The sequence below is a fragment of the Paenibacillus sp. J2L1-98 genome, from assembly GCF_056269405.1.
Map to the genome: position 1 here is coordinate 40,662 of NZ_JBWDNW010000009.1, position 16,322 is coordinate 56,983.

17 protein-coding genes are annotated in these 16,322 nt (G+C 50.7%); 16 read left to right on the forward strand and 1 reads right to left on the reverse strand.

Annotated features, from left to right (window positions below):
• Positions 1 to 5: 5 nt before the first annotated feature.
• From galE to AC0YNZ_RS17455, 3 genes are all read left to right on the forward strand, one after another.
• Positions 6 to 992, forward strand: a complete 987-nt coding sequence (gene galE / locus AC0YNZ_RS17445) for a UDP-glucose 4-epimerase GalE (RefSeq protein ID WP_475827831.1) — start codon at positions 6 to 8, stop codon at positions 990 to 992.
• A gap of 32 nt (positions 993 to 1,024) precedes the next feature.
• A complete protein-coding gene (locus AC0YNZ_RS17450; RefSeq protein WP_475827832.1) occupies positions 1,025 to 2,611 on the forward strand; it encodes a UDP-glucose--hexose-1-phosphate uridylyltransferase in 1,587 nt (528 codons plus the stop codon).
• Between the two features lie 243 nt (positions 2,612 to 2,854).
• The gene (locus AC0YNZ_RS17455) at positions 2,855 to 3,307 is read left to right on the forward strand and encodes a hypothetical protein (protein WP_475827833.1); all 453 of its coding nucleotides are present in this window, start codon (positions 2,855 to 2,857) and stop codon (positions 3,305 to 3,307) included.
• Positions 3,308 to 3,425: 118 nt separating this feature from the next.
• Here AC0YNZ_RS17455 and AC0YNZ_RS17460 read toward each other — a convergent pair whose 3' ends face one another.
• Entirely contained in the window at positions 3,426 to 3,653 is a 228-nt protein-coding gene (locus AC0YNZ_RS17460) for a DUF1128 domain-containing protein (RefSeq protein ID WP_475827834.1), read from the reverse strand.
• 190 nt (positions 3,654 to 3,843) lie between these two features.
• On the opposite strand from AC0YNZ_RS17460, the gene yyaC reads away from it, so the two are divergent.
• From yyaC to tsaD, 13 genes are all read left to right on the forward strand, one after another.
• Positions 3,844 to 4,380, forward strand: a complete 537-nt coding sequence (gene yyaC / locus AC0YNZ_RS17465; protein WP_475827835.1) for a spore protease YyaC — start codon at positions 3,844 to 3,846, stop codon at positions 4,378 to 4,380.
• Positions 4,381 to 4,395: 15 nt separating this feature from the next.
• A complete protein-coding gene (locus AC0YNZ_RS17470; RefSeq protein WP_475827836.1) occupies positions 4,396 to 5,256 on the forward strand; it encodes an alpha/beta fold hydrolase in 861 nt (286 codons plus the stop codon).
• A 20-nt stretch (positions 5,257 to 5,276) separates the two neighbouring features.
• On the forward strand, positions 5,277 to 5,921 hold the full coding sequence (locus AC0YNZ_RS17475; protein WP_475827837.1) for a DUF6483 family protein: 645 nt from the start codon (positions 5,277 to 5,279) through the stop codon (positions 5,919 to 5,921).
• Between the two features lie 58 nt (positions 5,922 to 5,979).
• Positions 5,980 to 7,167 (forward strand): class I SAM-dependent methyltransferase, encoded by a 1,188-nt coding sequence (locus AC0YNZ_RS17480; protein WP_475827838.1) that lies wholly within the window; start codon positions 5,980 to 5,982, stop codon positions 7,165 to 7,167.
• A 124-nt stretch (positions 7,168 to 7,291) separates the two neighbouring features.
• Complete coding sequence (locus AC0YNZ_RS17485; RefSeq protein WP_475827971.1) at positions 7,292 to 8,968, forward strand: histidine kinase N-terminal 7TM domain-containing diguanylate cyclase; 1,677 nt, start codon at positions 7,292 to 7,294, stop codon at positions 8,966 to 8,968.
• A gap of 120 nt (positions 8,969 to 9,088) precedes the next feature.
• Entirely contained in the window at positions 9,089 to 10,171 is a 1,083-nt protein-coding gene (locus AC0YNZ_RS17490; RefSeq protein WP_475827839.1) for an HD-GYP domain-containing protein, read from the forward strand.
• A gap of 101 nt (positions 10,172 to 10,272) precedes the next feature.
• Positions 10,273 to 10,626, forward strand: coding sequence for a hypothetical protein (locus AC0YNZ_RS17495; protein ID WP_475827840.1), 354 nt, complete (start codon positions 10,273 to 10,275; stop codon positions 10,624 to 10,626).
• A gap of 154 nt (positions 10,627 to 10,780) precedes the next feature.
• Positions 10,781 to 11,650, forward strand: coding sequence for a YitT family protein (locus AC0YNZ_RS17500; RefSeq protein WP_475827841.1), 870 nt, complete (start codon positions 10,781 to 10,783; stop codon positions 11,648 to 11,650).
• 57 nt (positions 11,651 to 11,707) lie between these two features.
• Positions 11,708 to 12,808 (forward strand): thiamine-phosphate kinase, encoded by a 1,101-nt coding sequence (thiL, locus tag AC0YNZ_RS17505; RefSeq protein WP_475827972.1) that lies wholly within the window; start codon positions 11,708 to 11,710, stop codon positions 12,806 to 12,808.
• Between the two features lie 13 nt (positions 12,809 to 12,821).
• A complete protein-coding gene (gene tsaE / locus AC0YNZ_RS17510; RefSeq protein WP_475827842.1) occupies positions 12,822 to 13,310 on the forward strand; it encodes a tRNA (adenosine(37)-N6)-threonylcarbamoyltransferase complex ATPase subunit type 1 TsaE in 489 nt (162 codons plus the stop codon).
• On the forward strand, positions 13,307 to 14,125 hold the full coding sequence (gene tsaB, locus AC0YNZ_RS17515) for a tRNA (adenosine(37)-N6)-threonylcarbamoyltransferase complex dimerization subunit type 1 TsaB (protein ID WP_475827843.1): 819 nt from the start codon (positions 13,307 to 13,309) through the stop codon (positions 14,123 to 14,125). Before tsaE ends, tsaB begins: the two co-directional genes overlap by 4 nt.
• Complete coding sequence (gene rimI / locus AC0YNZ_RS17520; RefSeq protein ID WP_110772549.1) at positions 14,122 to 14,610, forward strand: ribosomal protein S18-alanine N-acetyltransferase; 489 nt, start codon at positions 14,122 to 14,124, stop codon at positions 14,608 to 14,610. Before tsaB ends, rimI begins: the two co-directional genes overlap by 4 nt.
• Positions 14,607 to 15,692: a tRNA (adenosine(37)-N6)-threonylcarbamoyltransferase complex transferase subunit TsaD gene (tsaD, locus tag AC0YNZ_RS17525; RefSeq protein ID WP_475827844.1), complete on the forward strand. Its 1,086-nt coding sequence runs from the start codon at positions 14,607 to 14,609 to the stop codon at positions 15,690 to 15,692. The genes rimI and tsaD overlap by 4 nt, the downstream gene beginning before the upstream one ends.
• Positions 15,693 to 16,322 lie beyond the last annotated feature (630 nt).

A 16,322-nucleotide genomic window follows, 5' to 3' on the forward strand; every position in this document is an offset into this window, starting at 1 on the left:
CATCAATGGCAGTATTAGTAACTGGTGGAGCAGGATATATCGGATCGCATGCCGTAGCGGCATTGCAGGAGCGCGGCGAGGAAATCGTGATCATCGATAATTTGCAGCAGGGACACCGTGCGGCTCTTCTCGGAGGCAAGCTGTACGAGGGCGACCTTCGCGATGCGGCGTTCATGGATACCGTCTTTCAAGAAAACGAGATTGACGCGGTCATTCACTTTGCGGCAAATTCACTTGTCGGCGAGAGTATGAAGGACCCTGGAAAATATTATCACAACAACGTTTTTGGCACGCTATGCCTGCTTGAGAAAATGAACGAATACAATGTTCGCAAAATCGTTTTTTCGTCAACAGCTGCTACTTACGGCGAACCGGAAAACGTGCCGATCGACGAGTACGACCGCACGCTTCCGACCAATGCTTACGGCGAAACGAAGCTGGCGATGGAAAAAATGATGAAATGGTTCGATGTTGCGCATAACATCAAGTTCGTTTCGCTTCGATATTTCAATGCGGCAGGCGCGCATGAGAGCGGAAAAATCGGCGAAGACCACAGCCCGGAAACGCATCTGATTCCGATCGTGCTGCAAGCGGCGCTTGGCCAGAGACCGCATATCTCCGTGTTCGGAGAAGACTATGATACGCCTGACGGTACCTGTATCCGCGACTACATTCATGTAAGCGACCTTGCCGATGCGCATGTGCTTGCGGTTGACCGTCTTCGCGGCGGCGCGGAAAGCTCCGTATACAACCTTGGTAACGGAACGGGCTTTTCGGTAAAACAGGTAATCGATATCGCGCGCGCCGTAACCGGCAAAGAAATTCCTGCCGTGTTCGAGGCTCGCCGCGCCGGAGACCCTGCCGTTCTAGTCGCATCCTCCGATCGCGCCCGCAAGGAGCTTGGCTGGAATCCGAAACGCGACAAGCTGGAGGATATCATTAAGAGCGCTTGGAGCTGGCATGAGGCTAATCCGAATGGCTACAACGACTAACGTCGCCGCATAATCGAAAGGAGCTGCATCACGTGGCAAATGAACAACAAGTGACATCAGCAAACGATGCGCTGATTCTTATAGAACGCTTGCTGCAATTCGCATTGCAGCGCAAGCTGATCGATCAGCTTGATACGCATGCGGCTAGAAACGAGCTGCTGGATCTGTTCCGCTTCACGGAGCCGTACGAAGGCCAGGTAGCGGAGGAATGTCTGGATAGCGCGGTAGAGCTGCTTGAGCCTTTGCTTGATTATGGCTATGCAATCGGTCTAATTCCGGATAACACGACGACTTATCGTGATTTGCTCGATGCCCGCATTATGGGCTTCCTGCTGCCGCGGCCTTCCGAGGCCAGCGCTGCATTCCAGCGTCAGGCGAAGGAGGAAGGACTGAAAGCGGCAACGGATGCCTTTTACAATTTGAGTATCGATTCGAATTACATCCGGATGGACCGCATCCGCAAAAATCAGTATTGGCTGCATGAGACTGAATTCGGCAAGCTCGAAATGACGATCAACTTATCGAAGCCTGAGAAGGATCCGAAGGAAATCGCGCTGCTCAAAACGATGCCGCAGGCGAAGTACCCGAAATGCTTGCTATGCGTAGAAAATATTGGATACGCCGGACGTCCCGATCACCCGGCACGTCAAAACTTGCGCGTATTGCCGCTTACCCTGCAAGAGGAGCAATGGTTTTTTCAATATTCTCCGTACGTGTATTACAACGAGCACAGCATTATATTCAAAGGCGCTCATGAGCCGATGGTTATCTCCCATTCGTCATTTGCGCGGCTGCTCGATTTCGTGGAGCAGTTTCCGCATTATTTCATCGGTTCTAACGCCGATTTGCCGATTGTTGGCGGCTCCATTCTAAGCCACGATCATTTTCAAGGCGGCCGTCACGTATTTCCGATGGAGACTGCCACCACGAATACGCAGTTTGTCGATCCTAAGCTGCCGGGCGTACGCTTTGGCATCGTGAACTGGCCAATGTCTGTCGTTCGGGTTAACGGTACGTCCAAGGCTGACGTACACCGCGCCGCTTGCCGTCTATTGGATGAATGGCGCGCTTACAGCGATGTTTCGGCAGACGTGCTGGCCTTTACCGGGCAAGAGGACGGCACGCTTACGCCGCATAACACGATCACGCCGATCGCGCGGCTGCGGGACAACGGCGAATATGAGGTCGATTTGGTGCTGCGCAACAATCGTACGAGCGGCGAGCATCCGGACGGCATTTTTCATCCGCATCAGCATTTGCATCATATTAAGAAAGAAAATATCGGCTTGATCGAAGTGATGGGTCTTGCGGTATTGCCAGGGCGCCTCAAGGATGAGCTGGAGCAAATTGCGGCCTATTTGACAGGCGAATCGGTTGCTTCCGCCGAGGATCTTCATGCTGCCTCGCATCCCCTCCATAAGCATGCGGAGTGGCTGTTGTCTTTAACCGGGCGCTACGGCACGTCCAATACTTCGGAACAGGCGAAATCGATCGTGGAATCCGAAACGGGCGATAAGTTTTTAGAGGTGTTGAAGGATGCAGGCGTGTACAAGCATACGGCAGACGGAACCGCAGCATTTGAACGGTTCTTAACATCGGTCGGACTTGAGAAAGCATAAATTAGCAGAAGTTAACAGTACCTCCATTTGCGCTGAGCGTTCAGCGGTCGAATGGAGGTTTTCTGCTAGTAAGCGGCTTATTATCAAATGACATAAAATCAAACAACTACATAACCGTTTATGCATTGTGAAATTATATTAATTTGTAAACAGCCAAAATTTATGGTATTTTTTATATTATAAACAAAGCATTTTGAATTATTATTTTATAACTCTATAAACTATTTATCCGGAGGGGTCAAGATGTCCGAAAAAATGCTACCGCTTGACGACTTTTTGCTGCTGAGCACCGATGAACAAGTCGAGAAGCTAAAGCGCTGGAAGATGGATTACACGCTTAAAGATATTCGGGAGGCTTGGAATTTCAAGCATTCCGCGCAATATTACATGCTGCTGAAGAAGCTGCGCATCTATGAAAGAGTAGTAAATAAATCAGATAAATTTTATCCCGTACAAGAGCAGCTGCTGACTAGAGCGAATGCGGGCGGAGATCGGGGCTGGGGAGGCCAGAACGCATTTGCGGACCGGAAGCTGCCCTCGGACAGCTTCGATTACCACTTGAATACGACGCTGAGCGGCCCTGAGCTTGCTGATAAGCTGGAGAGAATTGCGCATTTCCTTAAGGGAGAGCTTAAGGAAGTATCGATTAAGCTGTCTATAGTAGCGGCAGAAGCGGAAGCGGAAGAACAGGAATAACTCATACGCGCAGATAAGAAGAACCGAGCTCGGCGAAGGTGCCAGGCTCGGTTCTTCTTATGTAGAAAAATGAAAATAAATGTCTGATACTGGAATAATTTACTTTAAAAAAAGCACTTTATTGCATGCGCAGCCTGCCAAGCTCGGATACGAGTGCTTCCACCTCGCTGATGCTGAATTTTTCCTTCGATGCAACTACCTCGTACAGATCTTTTATATCCTCATATTTACTGAGGTCGAAGTTGGAAGCCTGCATGGCTGCAGCGGAAGCCATTTTCAGCTTTGTTTTGATGACTTCAATCATAAATTCCACATTTTCTTGCGTTTGCAGCTGTAAATCGTTCATAGGGCGCCTCCTAAATTTTTTGAGAGCCGAAAGCGGCCTCTAGGCTTATTTGTGCTTTTTGCTTTTTTGTAATTGTACCATGTTTCAAATAAGAATAACCATAAATTGAACAGCATCTTGAAATTGGATACAATTAATAGTAGACATGGACAGCAATCGAACACAGGGCAGGTGCAGGGCAACGGAAAAGTTGGCGAAGAGTGAAATCGAACAATTTTTTGAAACGATTGCGGATAGGCATATGAACCGCAGCGGCATTGTGTTTATTTGCATTGGAAGCGACCGGTCTACCGGCGATTCCTTCGGCCCCCTGGTGGGTACAATGCTGCAAGAGAATGGCTGGCCGAATGTGGTCGGCACTTTAGAGAAGCCGTGCGACGCGCATGCCGTTGAGCGCGCGGTACAGGAGATACATAAGGATGCGATCGTGATTGCGATCGATGCTTGTCTTGGCAAGCAGGCTTCGGTCGGCCGCTTCATCGTAACGGAAGGTCCGCTGCAGCCGGGCAAGGCAATCGGCCGCAGGCTGCCGGCAATCGGGCATTACAGCATTGCCGGCGTTGTGAATACAAACGGCCCGAAGGCTTATTGGATGCTGCAAACGACCTCCTTATATCAGGTGATACAGATGGCAAAAGAAGCGGTAAGCGCAATCCATTCCGCATGGAGCAGGCAGACGGATAAGCAGGAAACACGAAATCATCATTCACAAATCCCATATGTATAGAGGAGCGTGCATCAAATGACAAGAGAAAATGCCGGAAAAGGTTACTCGATCGCGCAGCGCAAGCTGTTTTTGGATAATGGCGTTGAGATTGCTTATTATGATTCCCATCCGCATGACGGCGGCGCCGAGGACGGCATTACCGAGACTGTCGTTTTGCTTCACGGCTATTGCGGCAGCTCCGCGTATTGGGAGCATGTCGTGGAAGAGATGGAGCAATCGGTGCGTATAATTGCTCCTGACGCACGGGGACACGGGAGAAGCTCTGCGCCGGGTGAAGAGATCTATTCCATGGAAATGTATGCAGAGGATGTCGCCCATATACTCATCAGGCTGCAGATACATAATGCCGTGCTGCTCGGCCACTCCTTAGGCGGTTACATTACGCTTGCTTTCGCGGAGAAGTACGCGAAGAAGCTTTCTGGCTTTGGCCTTATTCATTCGACAGCGCTCGAAGACAGCGACGCGGCCAAGGAAAACCGGGATAAAGCTGTTGCGGCGCTTGAACAGAACGGCATTGAACCGTTTGTCGGCGGACTTATTCCTAAGCTGTTTGCCCCGGCCAACGTGGAAGCCATGTCAGACGAGGTTGAACGCGGGAAGCAAATCGGCTACGGCACGTCGCTGCAGGGGGCGATCAGTACGGCAAGAGGCATGAAAGCCCGGGTAAACCGCGCGCACATTATTGAGCGCTCTGAGCTTCCCGTGCTGCTCGTTGCCGGTGCGAGCGATAAGGTGATTCCGACGGAGAGTACGTTCGCGGCCGTTAACGATCTAACGGTGAAGGTTGAGCTGGATAGCGCCGGCCACATGGGGATGATTGAGCAGCCGAAAGAGCTTATCGCGGCCATTCTGGGCTTCGTGAAATCTAAGCAGTAGCATGCGGAGAGGAGTGGGGTATGTTTCAGCGCGATTATTTCATGAGAATGATTGAGCAGATGACGGAAGCGGTTGGCCAAATTATGAATATGAGGCAGGCCCGCAAGCACGAGGAGGCGCTTCTTTACATCGATGAGCTGCTGAATAAGCGGTTTCGGCTGAGCAGCAAGCTGATCCGCTCCTTATCGGATGAGGATTTGATGAAGGTAATGACGACGAATGGCATACTGGAAACCGATCACCTGCAGGCCATTGCAGTATTAATGAAGCAGGAGGCTGAGCTGTACAGCGAGCTGGGCCGCAAAGATGAGAGCTACTACGCGCACGTAAAGTCGCTGCATCTGTTTTTGCGGTTATCGCTTGCGGGTGCGGAGCCGACGATCGTGGAGCCGCGCGGGCAAATTAAGGTGCTGCTCGATCGGCTTCGTCCGTATGAGCTGCCTGTGACCGCTAAGCGGCTGTTGATGGAGTGGCATGAGGCGGAAGGGCGTTATGATTTAGCGGAAAATGTAATGTACGAGCTGCTTGACGATAAAGCTTTAAATCCGTCAGAAGCAGTGGACATTTATCGACGAATGCTGCTGCAGCATAATGAACGGCTTGCGGCAGGCGGCTTGCCGCGCGAGGAAATTGAGCAGGGGCTTAAAGCCCTTTTGAAGGAATAAACAAAGTCTCATAGCAAATGCTTAGCTTCAAATACTTTTTAGAAGTGAGAGGTACGTCATGACGGAACAATGGCAGCAAGACATCACTAACTGGATCAGCAACGGAGAACTGCTGCAGGCAACGCTCAGCCAGCCAAAGCGCAAGGACGCTGCGGCGGCGCCAAAGACGGTCATTCGTCCTATCGAACTGAAGAACGGATTGTTTTATCAGTTTGAATATCATTTTACGAACAAGGTTACGCATGATAACGTTACGGGGCCTCAGGCTGCCGAGCGGGTCATCGGCCTGCTTCAGGAAAACTACCGTCAGGCGCTTGTGAAGACGCCAGAGGCCGATGTTCAGCTGCTCTTCAGCAAGAAGGGCAAGGCGGCAATTCTTAAGAAGCCTCCAACGGGGGGATCGCGCCCGGCAAGTCTGCAGCATAACAGGCAAAAGCAGCGCGTGCTCGCAGAGGGCAAAGCGGCGCCATTTCTTGTCGAGCTAGGCATCATGACGCCGGAAGGTCTCGTCCACGCGAAAAAGCAGGATAAATACCGGCAGATCAATCGTTTTCTAGAAATGGTCACCGATGTGCTGGCGTATTTGCCAGTGGACCGGGAGCTTACAATCGTTGATTTTGGCTGCGGAAAATCTTATTTGACGTTCGCGTTGTATCATTTGCTGGCAGTTGAGCAGCAGCGGAAAATCAATATTGTCGGACTTGATTTGAAAGCCGATGTCATTGCGTTCTGCAAGGCGCTCGCGGAGAAACTCGGCTATGACAAGCTGCAGTTTCTTGTAGGGGACATTGCGGAGTATGAAGAGCTGCAGGCTGCCGATATGGTCGTTACGCTGCATGCATGCGATACAGCTACGGATGCCGCGCTTGCCAAGGCGGTTAACTGGGGGGCCTCGGTTATTATGTCGGTGCCATGCTGCCAGCATGAGCTGTTTAAGCAGGTTAGCAGTGACGCGCTTTCGCCGCTTTTATCCCAAGGCTTGCTGAAGGAACGCTTTGCCGCGCTGGCGACCGATGCGGCAAGGGGAAACCTGCTTGAGGTGCTTGGATACAAGGTTCAAATGCTGGAATTTGTAGATCCGGAACATACGCCCAAAAACCTGCTTATACGCGCTGTACGTTCAGAGCAGCAAGGGCTTTCGATGAAGAAATGGGAGCAGTACGAGCAGTTCCGCCAGTTTTTGAACATTTCTCCGTCACTCGAGCATATGCTTTCCGGGCGATGGCCGAGTCGCGCCTCCCAATAAGAAGCGTTAAGCGCGGCTGCTAAACTTTTTAGTTTTTGAAGTTAAGTAATTGTCGATGCAATTAACATTTGCTACAATGGAAGAAGATGGCTGTCAAATGGATGGGTGAACCGTATTGGAATGGATGATCTGGCTGGACTTTAGTATGTTTCTAGTGCTGCTCTGCTTATTTTTTTACGTGATAGCCTCGAGCGCCATTACGGTACTGCATCGTATTTACCTGTCTCTTCATATTGTGTTTATGGTATGGACACTCTCTCAGTTTGTTTCACAGACAACGACTTCCGCTCTCTATAGACTATTCTACCTTTCGGTTTCCTACACAGGGCTTTCGCTGCTTGGAATCGGCTGGTTCGTTTTTGTCGTTTTTCTTACCGGACAGTCTTATGTGATCCGGAAAAGCCGGTTGTTCCTATTGGCGACGCCCGCGCTTATTTCGGTCGCTGCGGTCGTTATTAATCCGAGGGGCATGTTTCTTCGGATAAATGAACAGCTTGACCCGCTTAAGCAGCTTCAGCATGGACCGTTGTACTGGATCATGATTACGCAATTGATCCTTTATATGATCGTCTCGTTTACGATTATGTTTTATAAGCTGCGGGGGGAGAACTCCATCCGGCAGCGGACATTGATTAAGACGGCGTCAAACGGCATGCTTGTGCTGGTCATATTCGCTATCTCGGATTTGATTATCAACGTATTAGTAATCGAACATTTTAATCAATATATTCCGCTTATTTCGGTTGGAATGGCGTTTGCGGCTGTTTATTTAGTGTACGCCATAACGCATAACAAGGTACTCGATATTATACAAACCGTCCAACGGGACGTTATGAATACGATGTCGATGGGCATTATCGTGCTCGATGAGAACGATATTATTATTGAAGTGAATAAAGTGATAAAGCCGATCATTCGACTTCGGATAGGTGACAAATTTAATCCTGCACTACTAAACTCTCAATTCAAGACAGAGACTTCGAGAGAGTTTGCGGCTTTTTTTGAAGCCCAGAGCACGCGTCCGATGGACAGGCTCGAAATAGAGATTGCGCTCCATTATGACAAGTACCGCCACGTTATCGTTCAGTCCGCTCCCATTCTAAATAATAAGAAAACACCTGTCGGGAGGTTGCTCACCTTCCAGGATGTAACGGAGCTAAGATTGCTGGTGGAAGAAACGAATTATCAGAACGAGCTGCTGCAGGATCGGAACCGCGATTTGCTTATTATGCAGGACGAGCTGTTTCAAGCGAATAAGAAGCTGGAGAATATGGCGATTACCGATGGTTTGACAGGCTGCTTTAACCGCCGTTATTTGCTGCATCAATTGGAACACGAAGTCGTGACCAACATTCGTTACGGCATTCCCTTCTCTATTTTTTTATTTGATCTTGATCATTTCAAATCTATCAATGACAATTACGGTCATTTAGTAGGCGATGAAGTGCTTTGCAGCACGGTGGATGCGGTACGGGGCTCGCTTCGGTTTACGGATATTTTGGCGCGCTATGGCGGAGAAGAATTTACGGTGTATTTGCCGCACACGAACCGGGATCATGCCGCGCAAATTGCCGAGAGGCTTAAGGAAGCCGTAGAGCAGAATCAGGTGAATACGGGGCTGGGGGAGCAAACGATATCGGTTACGATAAGCATGGGCGTGATCTCGATCGAGCATTTTGAGCCTTCTGATCTTGCGGATCCGAAAGCTTTCTTGCGGGAGCTGCTTGCTGAGGCGGATGCGGCATTGTATGAAGCGAAGTACAGCGGCCGCAATCGGATCGTCAAACGAAAATTAGCCTAAAAGCCTGAACGTTCAGGCTTTTTTTTAATGCTCCTTGCATAGTCAGTCCGAGATAGTTCTGATAAAATAGAAGCTATCCGGTTACTAGAGCTACAACTATCGAAAGCGGGAACTAATCTAATGAGAAAAGTACAAATTGGAATGGTCAAGCCGGGAGACAAGGTGGCAAAACCCATTTTTCAAGAAAACGGAAACGTGCTCCTGGGAGAAGGGGTTGAGCTAAATGATCGTTACATCGATCGATTGCGCAACTTGGGCATCGATTTTGTGTTCATAGAGGACGGATTGACAGCGGATCTGATTCCAGAGGATACGATCCGGGAAGAAACCCGTAAGCAAGCGGTCGATACCATCTATAAGACGATGAACTCCTTCAAGGATCAGACCGTAACGAAGGGACGAACGATTGCGCCTGATATGGGCCGGAATTTCCGGGCGGTATTCGGGCAAATTATGCAGGACTTGGCGACAAGACCTAATATGCTCGTCAATTTAACCAGCATTCATGCTATGGATGCCTATTTGTTTCAACATTCCTTTAATGTGGCGGTGCTCGCAGGAATTATGGGCATAGCGAAGGGCTTCAACCGCAACCAACTGGAAGAGCTCGGCATCGGCGCGCTTCTCTTCGACATCGGGATGACCAAGGTGCCTGCAAAGCTGCTTACTCACCCGGGCGGCTTATCGGCGGATGAACATACAATCGTTCGAAATCATACCAAGGAAGGATTCGATATATTACGCAAGTATCATGATATATCTATCGTTTCCGTTCACTGCGCACTGCAGCATCACGAACGCTTTAACGGATCGGGCTATCCGCGGGGGCTTAAAGAAAATGAAATACATATGTATGCCCAAATCGTCGGTTTAGCGGATACATTTGATGCGTTGACCTCGCCAAGGCCGCACCGGAAGCGTTATACGGCGAGTGAAGCAATCGAGTTTCTGTTCGCTGCCGGCGGGACCTTTTTTGATCTGGAACTCATTAAGCTCTTTTGTCGACATATATCGATTTATCCGATTTCCACCTCGCTCCTGCTCAGCACCGGTCAGGTCGGCGTCGTATCGGAAAACAACGAGCTGGCTGTCCATCGTCCCCGCGTCCGCATCATTATGGAACCGGATGGAACGCAGCCCGCATCGCCTTATGAGATCGAGCTGAAGGACGAGCTTTTTATCACTATAGTAAAAGAGCTGTAGTTTCGTTTTGATAGAAATAGATGCATTAAGCATAGGAGCTTAACTATACCGCGCCGCATTCTCTCGCATATTCTAATAGAAATGCAGGAGGGAGTGACGGCATGGCGTATCAGGTTAAACCGCCAATTTTTGGTCCTAAGACTACTAACCATTTTCTGCTTAAGAGAACGAAGGCCTCCAAGCTGCAAAGCGGTCCGACATTTAATCGGTTGACCGTATTGTGGGTAGACAGCAATGGAGTTCCTTTCAGTTCGGCAGGATTTAACGCGGCATTGTTTAGAGGCAGCGAGCTTGTTCAGACCGCAGCTTTCGATCGTTTCGGTGCCGTATTTTTCAGTCTGATACCGACTTTAACGACTGTGAATTATACGATTCAGGTATATGACAGCTTTGGCAGAGTGTATCGTACCAAAACGATTCCGGCAGGCGTAGAAGCTTTCTCGGTGATCGGTTAATCAGGAAACAGAAGAAATCTTCCCAATTGGCGGCAGTTTTGCTGCTGGAATGGAAGGTTTCTTTTTTTGCAATAATGGCAGACTTGCTTTCTATCTGATAGCGTTTAAGGTAAAATAATGAGAAATAGAGCGAGTAGGGGATGTGCGTTCATTTATGGGAACATTACAGCACCACAAGCTATCGAAGCTCGAAGTGCTGCGAAGAGTGCTTTTTATTACACTCGGCGCGGTGCTCGTATCGGTTGCACTGGAAATTTTTCTTGTGCCAAATCACATTATTGATGGTGGTATTGTCGGTATATCGATTATGGCATCCCATTTATCTTCCTTGCCGTTAGGCCTCTTTCTATTTCTATTAAATCTTCCTTTTTTGTTTCTCGGCTATAAGCAAATCGGCAAAACGTTCGCCCTGTCGACGCTGTATGGCGTATCGGTTATGTCGGTTGGAACGTTTCTGCTTCATCCGGTGCCTCCCCTTACGGTAGAGCCTTTTTTGGCCTCTATTTTTGGCGGTGTAATTTTGGGTATTGGCGTAGGGATGGTTATAAGGTTCGGAGGCTCGCTTGACGGTACCGAAATTATTGCGATTTTGTTTAACAAGCGGCTCCCGTTCTCGGTAGGCGAGACGGTTATGTTTTTTAACTTATTTATACTCGGCAGCGCTGGCTTTGTGTTCGGCTGGGATCGGGCGATGTATTCACTTATCGCGTATTACATCGCGTTCAAAATGATTGACATCACGATCGAGGGCTTCGATGAATCGAAGGCAGTCTGGATCATTAGCGACGAAGCGAAGGAGATCGGCGCGGCTATTATGAGCCGGCTTGGCCGCGGCGTCACTTATTTGCACGGTGAAGGCGGCTTTTCGGGGGGCAGCAAACGCGTTATTTTCTGCGTGATTACGCGGCTTGAGGAAGCGAAGATGAAATCGATCGTTCATGAGCTCGACCCCGTGGCGTTTCTCGCAGTCGGCAACATTCACGATGTGAAGGGCGGACGGTTTAAGAAACGGGATATTCACTAATGATGGTAGTAGGAGAAGCTCGTGTATAGACAGCGGGCGGCCGATAATGGCTTTGGAATGAAGGAGATCAGCGTTTTGGATGAGTTTGCGAGAATTGGGCATTGGACGGCGGGCAGGCAGGAAGGCGAGTGGCAGCGGCAGCGCGGCGTTGTCGTCGGGATAGGCGATGATGCCGCCGTGGTTGATCCAGCCGCGGCTGCGGATGGCGTAGCTTCGCCGAAGCGGCTGCTGCTGGCGGTCGACACGATGGTGGAGACCGTCCACTTCAAGCAGTCGACGATGCGGGACGAGGACGTCGGCTATAAGGCGCTTGCCGCTAACATAAGCGATATTGCCGCGATGGGAGGCGTGCCCTTGCATGCGCTCGTCTCGGTCAGCGTACCGCCCGCGTTTACGCCGGAGCGAATGCGGAGGCTGTATGACGGGCTGTACGAATGCGCCGAGCGCTATGGGGTTGCCATTGCGGGAGGCGATACGACGTCGGCGCCGGAGCATCTGGTTGTCGCCGTAACGGTGACGGGAACCGTTGAGGCGGGGCGCGAGCTGCGCCGCTCGGGCGCTAAGCCGGGCGATGCGGTGTTTGTGACCGGCGCCGTAGGCATGTCGGCGGCGGGATTGCATGCGCTGCTTGCCAAGGAGGCGCGTGGGGGGGCGGAGGGTCTTCCGCCCTTGCAGGAGCTTGCGGCGCTTGTGCAGGCGCATCAGCGGCCAATTCCATCGGTGCGGGCAGGCCGGCTGCTGCTTGAGCGGGGAAGCTGCCGCTCGCTTAATGATGTAAGCGATGGACTGGCGAGCGAATTATGGGAAATTGCGGAAGCATCAGGGCTGCGTCTTGTTGTTAGGGAGAAGCATTTGCCGAAGAGCGGCAGCATGGCGGCTTACGCTTCAAGCGTTGGCATTGATCCGCTGGAATGGATGCTTTACGGCGGAGAGGATTACGTATTGCTAGGCACGATGGCTTCTGAGGAGGCCGATGCAATGCGGGTTGTTTTTCAGCAGGAGGGCATTCCTTTTTTTATAATCGGGGAAGCCGAAGCGGGTGAGCCATCAGTAGAGCTCATACGCCATGATCAGGCTTTTGAAGGAAACGGATCACAGTCCAGGTCAGCGAAGCGGGTTAAGCTTAAAAAGCGCGGATACAATCATTTTTCGTCATGAACGGGTGAATAGCATGCAACAACAGGTAGGCCATGCCATATGGCTGGCGCAAACGGAGCAGGATACAATTGCCTTGGCCAAGCAGCTTGCTGCAAGGGTAATGCCGGGCGCGCTGCTCGCGTTAGACGGCGATCTCGGCGCAGGCAAAACTAGATTTTCTCAGGCCTTTGCCGAAGCCATTGGCGTGAAAGGCATTGTGAATAGTCCAACTTTCACGATTATAAAAGAATACGAAGGGGAACAGCTTCCCTTTTATCATATGGATGTTTACAGGCTGTCGCTGGAGGAAGCGGACGAGCTGGGTTTGGATGATTATTTCTATGGCGATGGGGTAACGATCGTGGAATGGGCAAGCTTGATAAAAGAGCTGCTGCCAAACGAGCGTTTGGAGCTGTATATCGAGCATCTTGGCGATGAATCGCGGCGCATACAATTGACCGGCTTCGGAGAAATTTATGCTGGCTGGTGCGAAGCCGTGAATGAGATAGGAGCGGGCAGATGAGAACGGAGCAGAAGCATCAAGCTGGGCCGATTTTGGCATTAGATACGTCAACGGCATCGATGGCGGCCGCAATCGTTAGCGGTCATGACGTGCTGGCTGAAATTCAAACGTTAGCGGAAAGAAACCATTCGGTTCATGTCGTGTCGCATATCAAGGAAATGCTGCTCGGCAGCGGCGTTACGGCTGCGGATATCGAAGCAATTGCCGTTGGAAACGGGCCGGGGTCCTACACGGGAATGCGTATCGCAGTGTCTGTGGCCAAGACGCTTGCATGGGTGTGGAACAAGCCGCTGGTAGGCGTATCCAGTCTGGAGGCGCTTGCTTACGGTGCATGGCATCAGACTTTAGACACGCAGGCGGAGAAGACGAAAGCTCTTGAAGGCGGGCACTGGGTGCTCCCGATTATGGATGCTAGACGCGGACAGGTTTACTCTTCCGGCTTCATGATGACGAATAAGGATCAATGGAGCCGCTGGTCGGATGATGGCGTGCGGCTTATGATGGATTTTATGGATCAGCTGGAGCAGCGATTAGCAGGGCAGCGGGCGGGAGCCGTCCGGAGTATTTCGCTAGTAGGGGATTTGTCGCTTCACGAACAGGGGGCGCAGCGTCTGCAGCAGATCGGCGATTCGGCAGGCGTGATTGTCCGGCTGCAGCCATTTATCCAAGAGGGCAAATGGATTGCTAGTCTTGGCCGTTTACGATTGGAGGCAGGCCTGACTGAAGACCCGCATACTTTCATTCCTAATTACACGCAGCTCACCGAAGCTGAAGTCGTATGGAAGGCGAAACAGGAAGGTGAAGCGAAGGTATGAATATAGACGTGAATAAGCTTATTTTTCGTGCGATGACGATGGCTGACATTTCTGCAATCGTTGCTATCGAGGAAGAAGCGTTTTCGAGTCCATGGACGGTGGAAGCGTTCACGAATGAGCTGATAAACAACTTATTTGCCAAATATATGATTATGGAATACGAGGGTCAAATTATCGGTTATGGCGGTATGTGGGTTATTATGGACGAGGCGCATGTGACGAATATTGCGGTGCGGTCGGATGTTCGGGGACAAGGGCTGGGCAGCTGCCTGCTGATGGAGCTGCAGCGGACGGCGGTCTTTTTTGGCGCAGTCAAAATGACGCTCGAGGTACGTCCATCTAATGAAATAGCACAGCGGCTTTACCGGAAATACGGCTTTGAACCATCCGGTATTCGTCCTCGTTACTACTCGGATAACAATGAAGACGCGCTTATTATGTGGGCGGAACTTGACCATGAGCGGTTGAAGGCAGGGGAGCAATGAACGTGAGTCAGTCAGAACAGGCAGCAACTACTAAGCGATCGAACGGTATTATTTTGGCGGTGGAGACAAGCTGCGACGAGACATCGGCAGCCGTTATTCGCGGAGGCAAGCAAATCCTTTCGAACGTTGTATCTAGTCAAATAGAGATTCATGAGCGCTTCGGGGGCGTCGTGCCGGAGATTGCTTCGCGTAAGCATGTGGAGTCGATTACGCTGATCATCGAGCAGGCTGTTAAAGAATCAGGCCTCTCCTTGAAGGATATGTCGGCCATTGCAGTTACGCAGGGCCCAGGACTCGTAGGCGCATTGCTCGTAGGTATCGTAGCTGCCAAAAGCTTGTCCATGGCACTGGATATTCCGTTGATCGGAACGCATCATATTGCGGGACATATTTATGCGAACGAGCTTGTGCATGACATTGTATATCCTTGTATGGCGCTTGTCGTATCCGGCGGTCATACGGAATTGGTGCTGCTGGAGAGCGAGGGTGAATTCCGCGTTGTAGGCCGCACAAGAGATGATGCAGTCGGTGAAGCTTACGATAAAGTGGCACGTGCGCTTAAATTGCCGTACCCAGGGGGACCGCATATCGACAAGCTCGCAGTAGAAGCGGAGGAATCCATTACTTTGCCTCGTTCCTGGCTGGAGGCGGATAGTTACGACTTTAGCTTCAGCGGCTTGAAATCGGCCGTGCTCGCGGTTATTAACCAGACGAGAATGAAGGGGCAGGTGCTAAATGAGGCGGCTTTGGCCCGCGGTTTTCAGGAGTCGGTTACCGAGGTGCTCGTTACGAAAGCGCTGCGCGCTGTTCGCGAGTTCGGCGCGAAGCAGCTGCTTCTGTGCGGTGGAGTAGCGGCCAACCGGGGCTTGAGAGCAGCTTTAACGGCCCGCTGCGAGTCAGAACGGGTGCCGCTGCTTATTCCGCCGAGTTCACTCTGCACGGATAATGCCGCTATGATTGGCGCGGCAGCCTATCTTAAGCTGAAGCGGTCACAATTTACCAATCTCGACATGAAGGCGGACCCCGGCTTTTCGCTGGAGAGCTGGTCAGTGAGCAATATGCCGCTTCCGAGTGGCAAATAGCGGTCCGTTTACTGCTAAATTTCAAGATGCACATCTTTATTCTGGAAAAAAATTTGAAAAATAGTTGGGAATTGAATTGACAGACTATTTTCAAGAGCCTATAATAAGCAACAATACTTCAATTTCATACGTTTCAAACGCAAGGAACAGGAATAGTAAAGCTTGTCCGGGATTGTCGGCAGCGCGGTTGTGAGTGAGTCTCATTCATACGTTGCTGTGACACAGAGAGCTGCGGGGTGGTGCAACGCAGTCGAAGGATGCTTGAAGCTCACCTGGGAGCGGAACAGTGGAAACGATGGCGGCAGTTTTCAAATGCTGATCAGCCATGCAGGTACATTGTTACGGTTAACCACCGTAATCGGGTGCATGTGAGTCAACATCCGGAGTTGGCCATATGCTTAAGTTGGGCGTCCCTGCTCGTTTGCGAACGTATGGGTGTCAACAAGGGTGGTACCGCGCGGGTCTATTATAGCCTGTCGTCTCTTGATTCAAGAGACGACAGGCTTTTCTTGTTGACTGGGAAGTAAATGAAATGACCTTTAGACGAATAGTAATAAACAATATAGAGTGGAAACGCTATGATCAGGAGCAGTAGAACAATAGGCTGGCAAAGCGAATTTCGAGGAAACT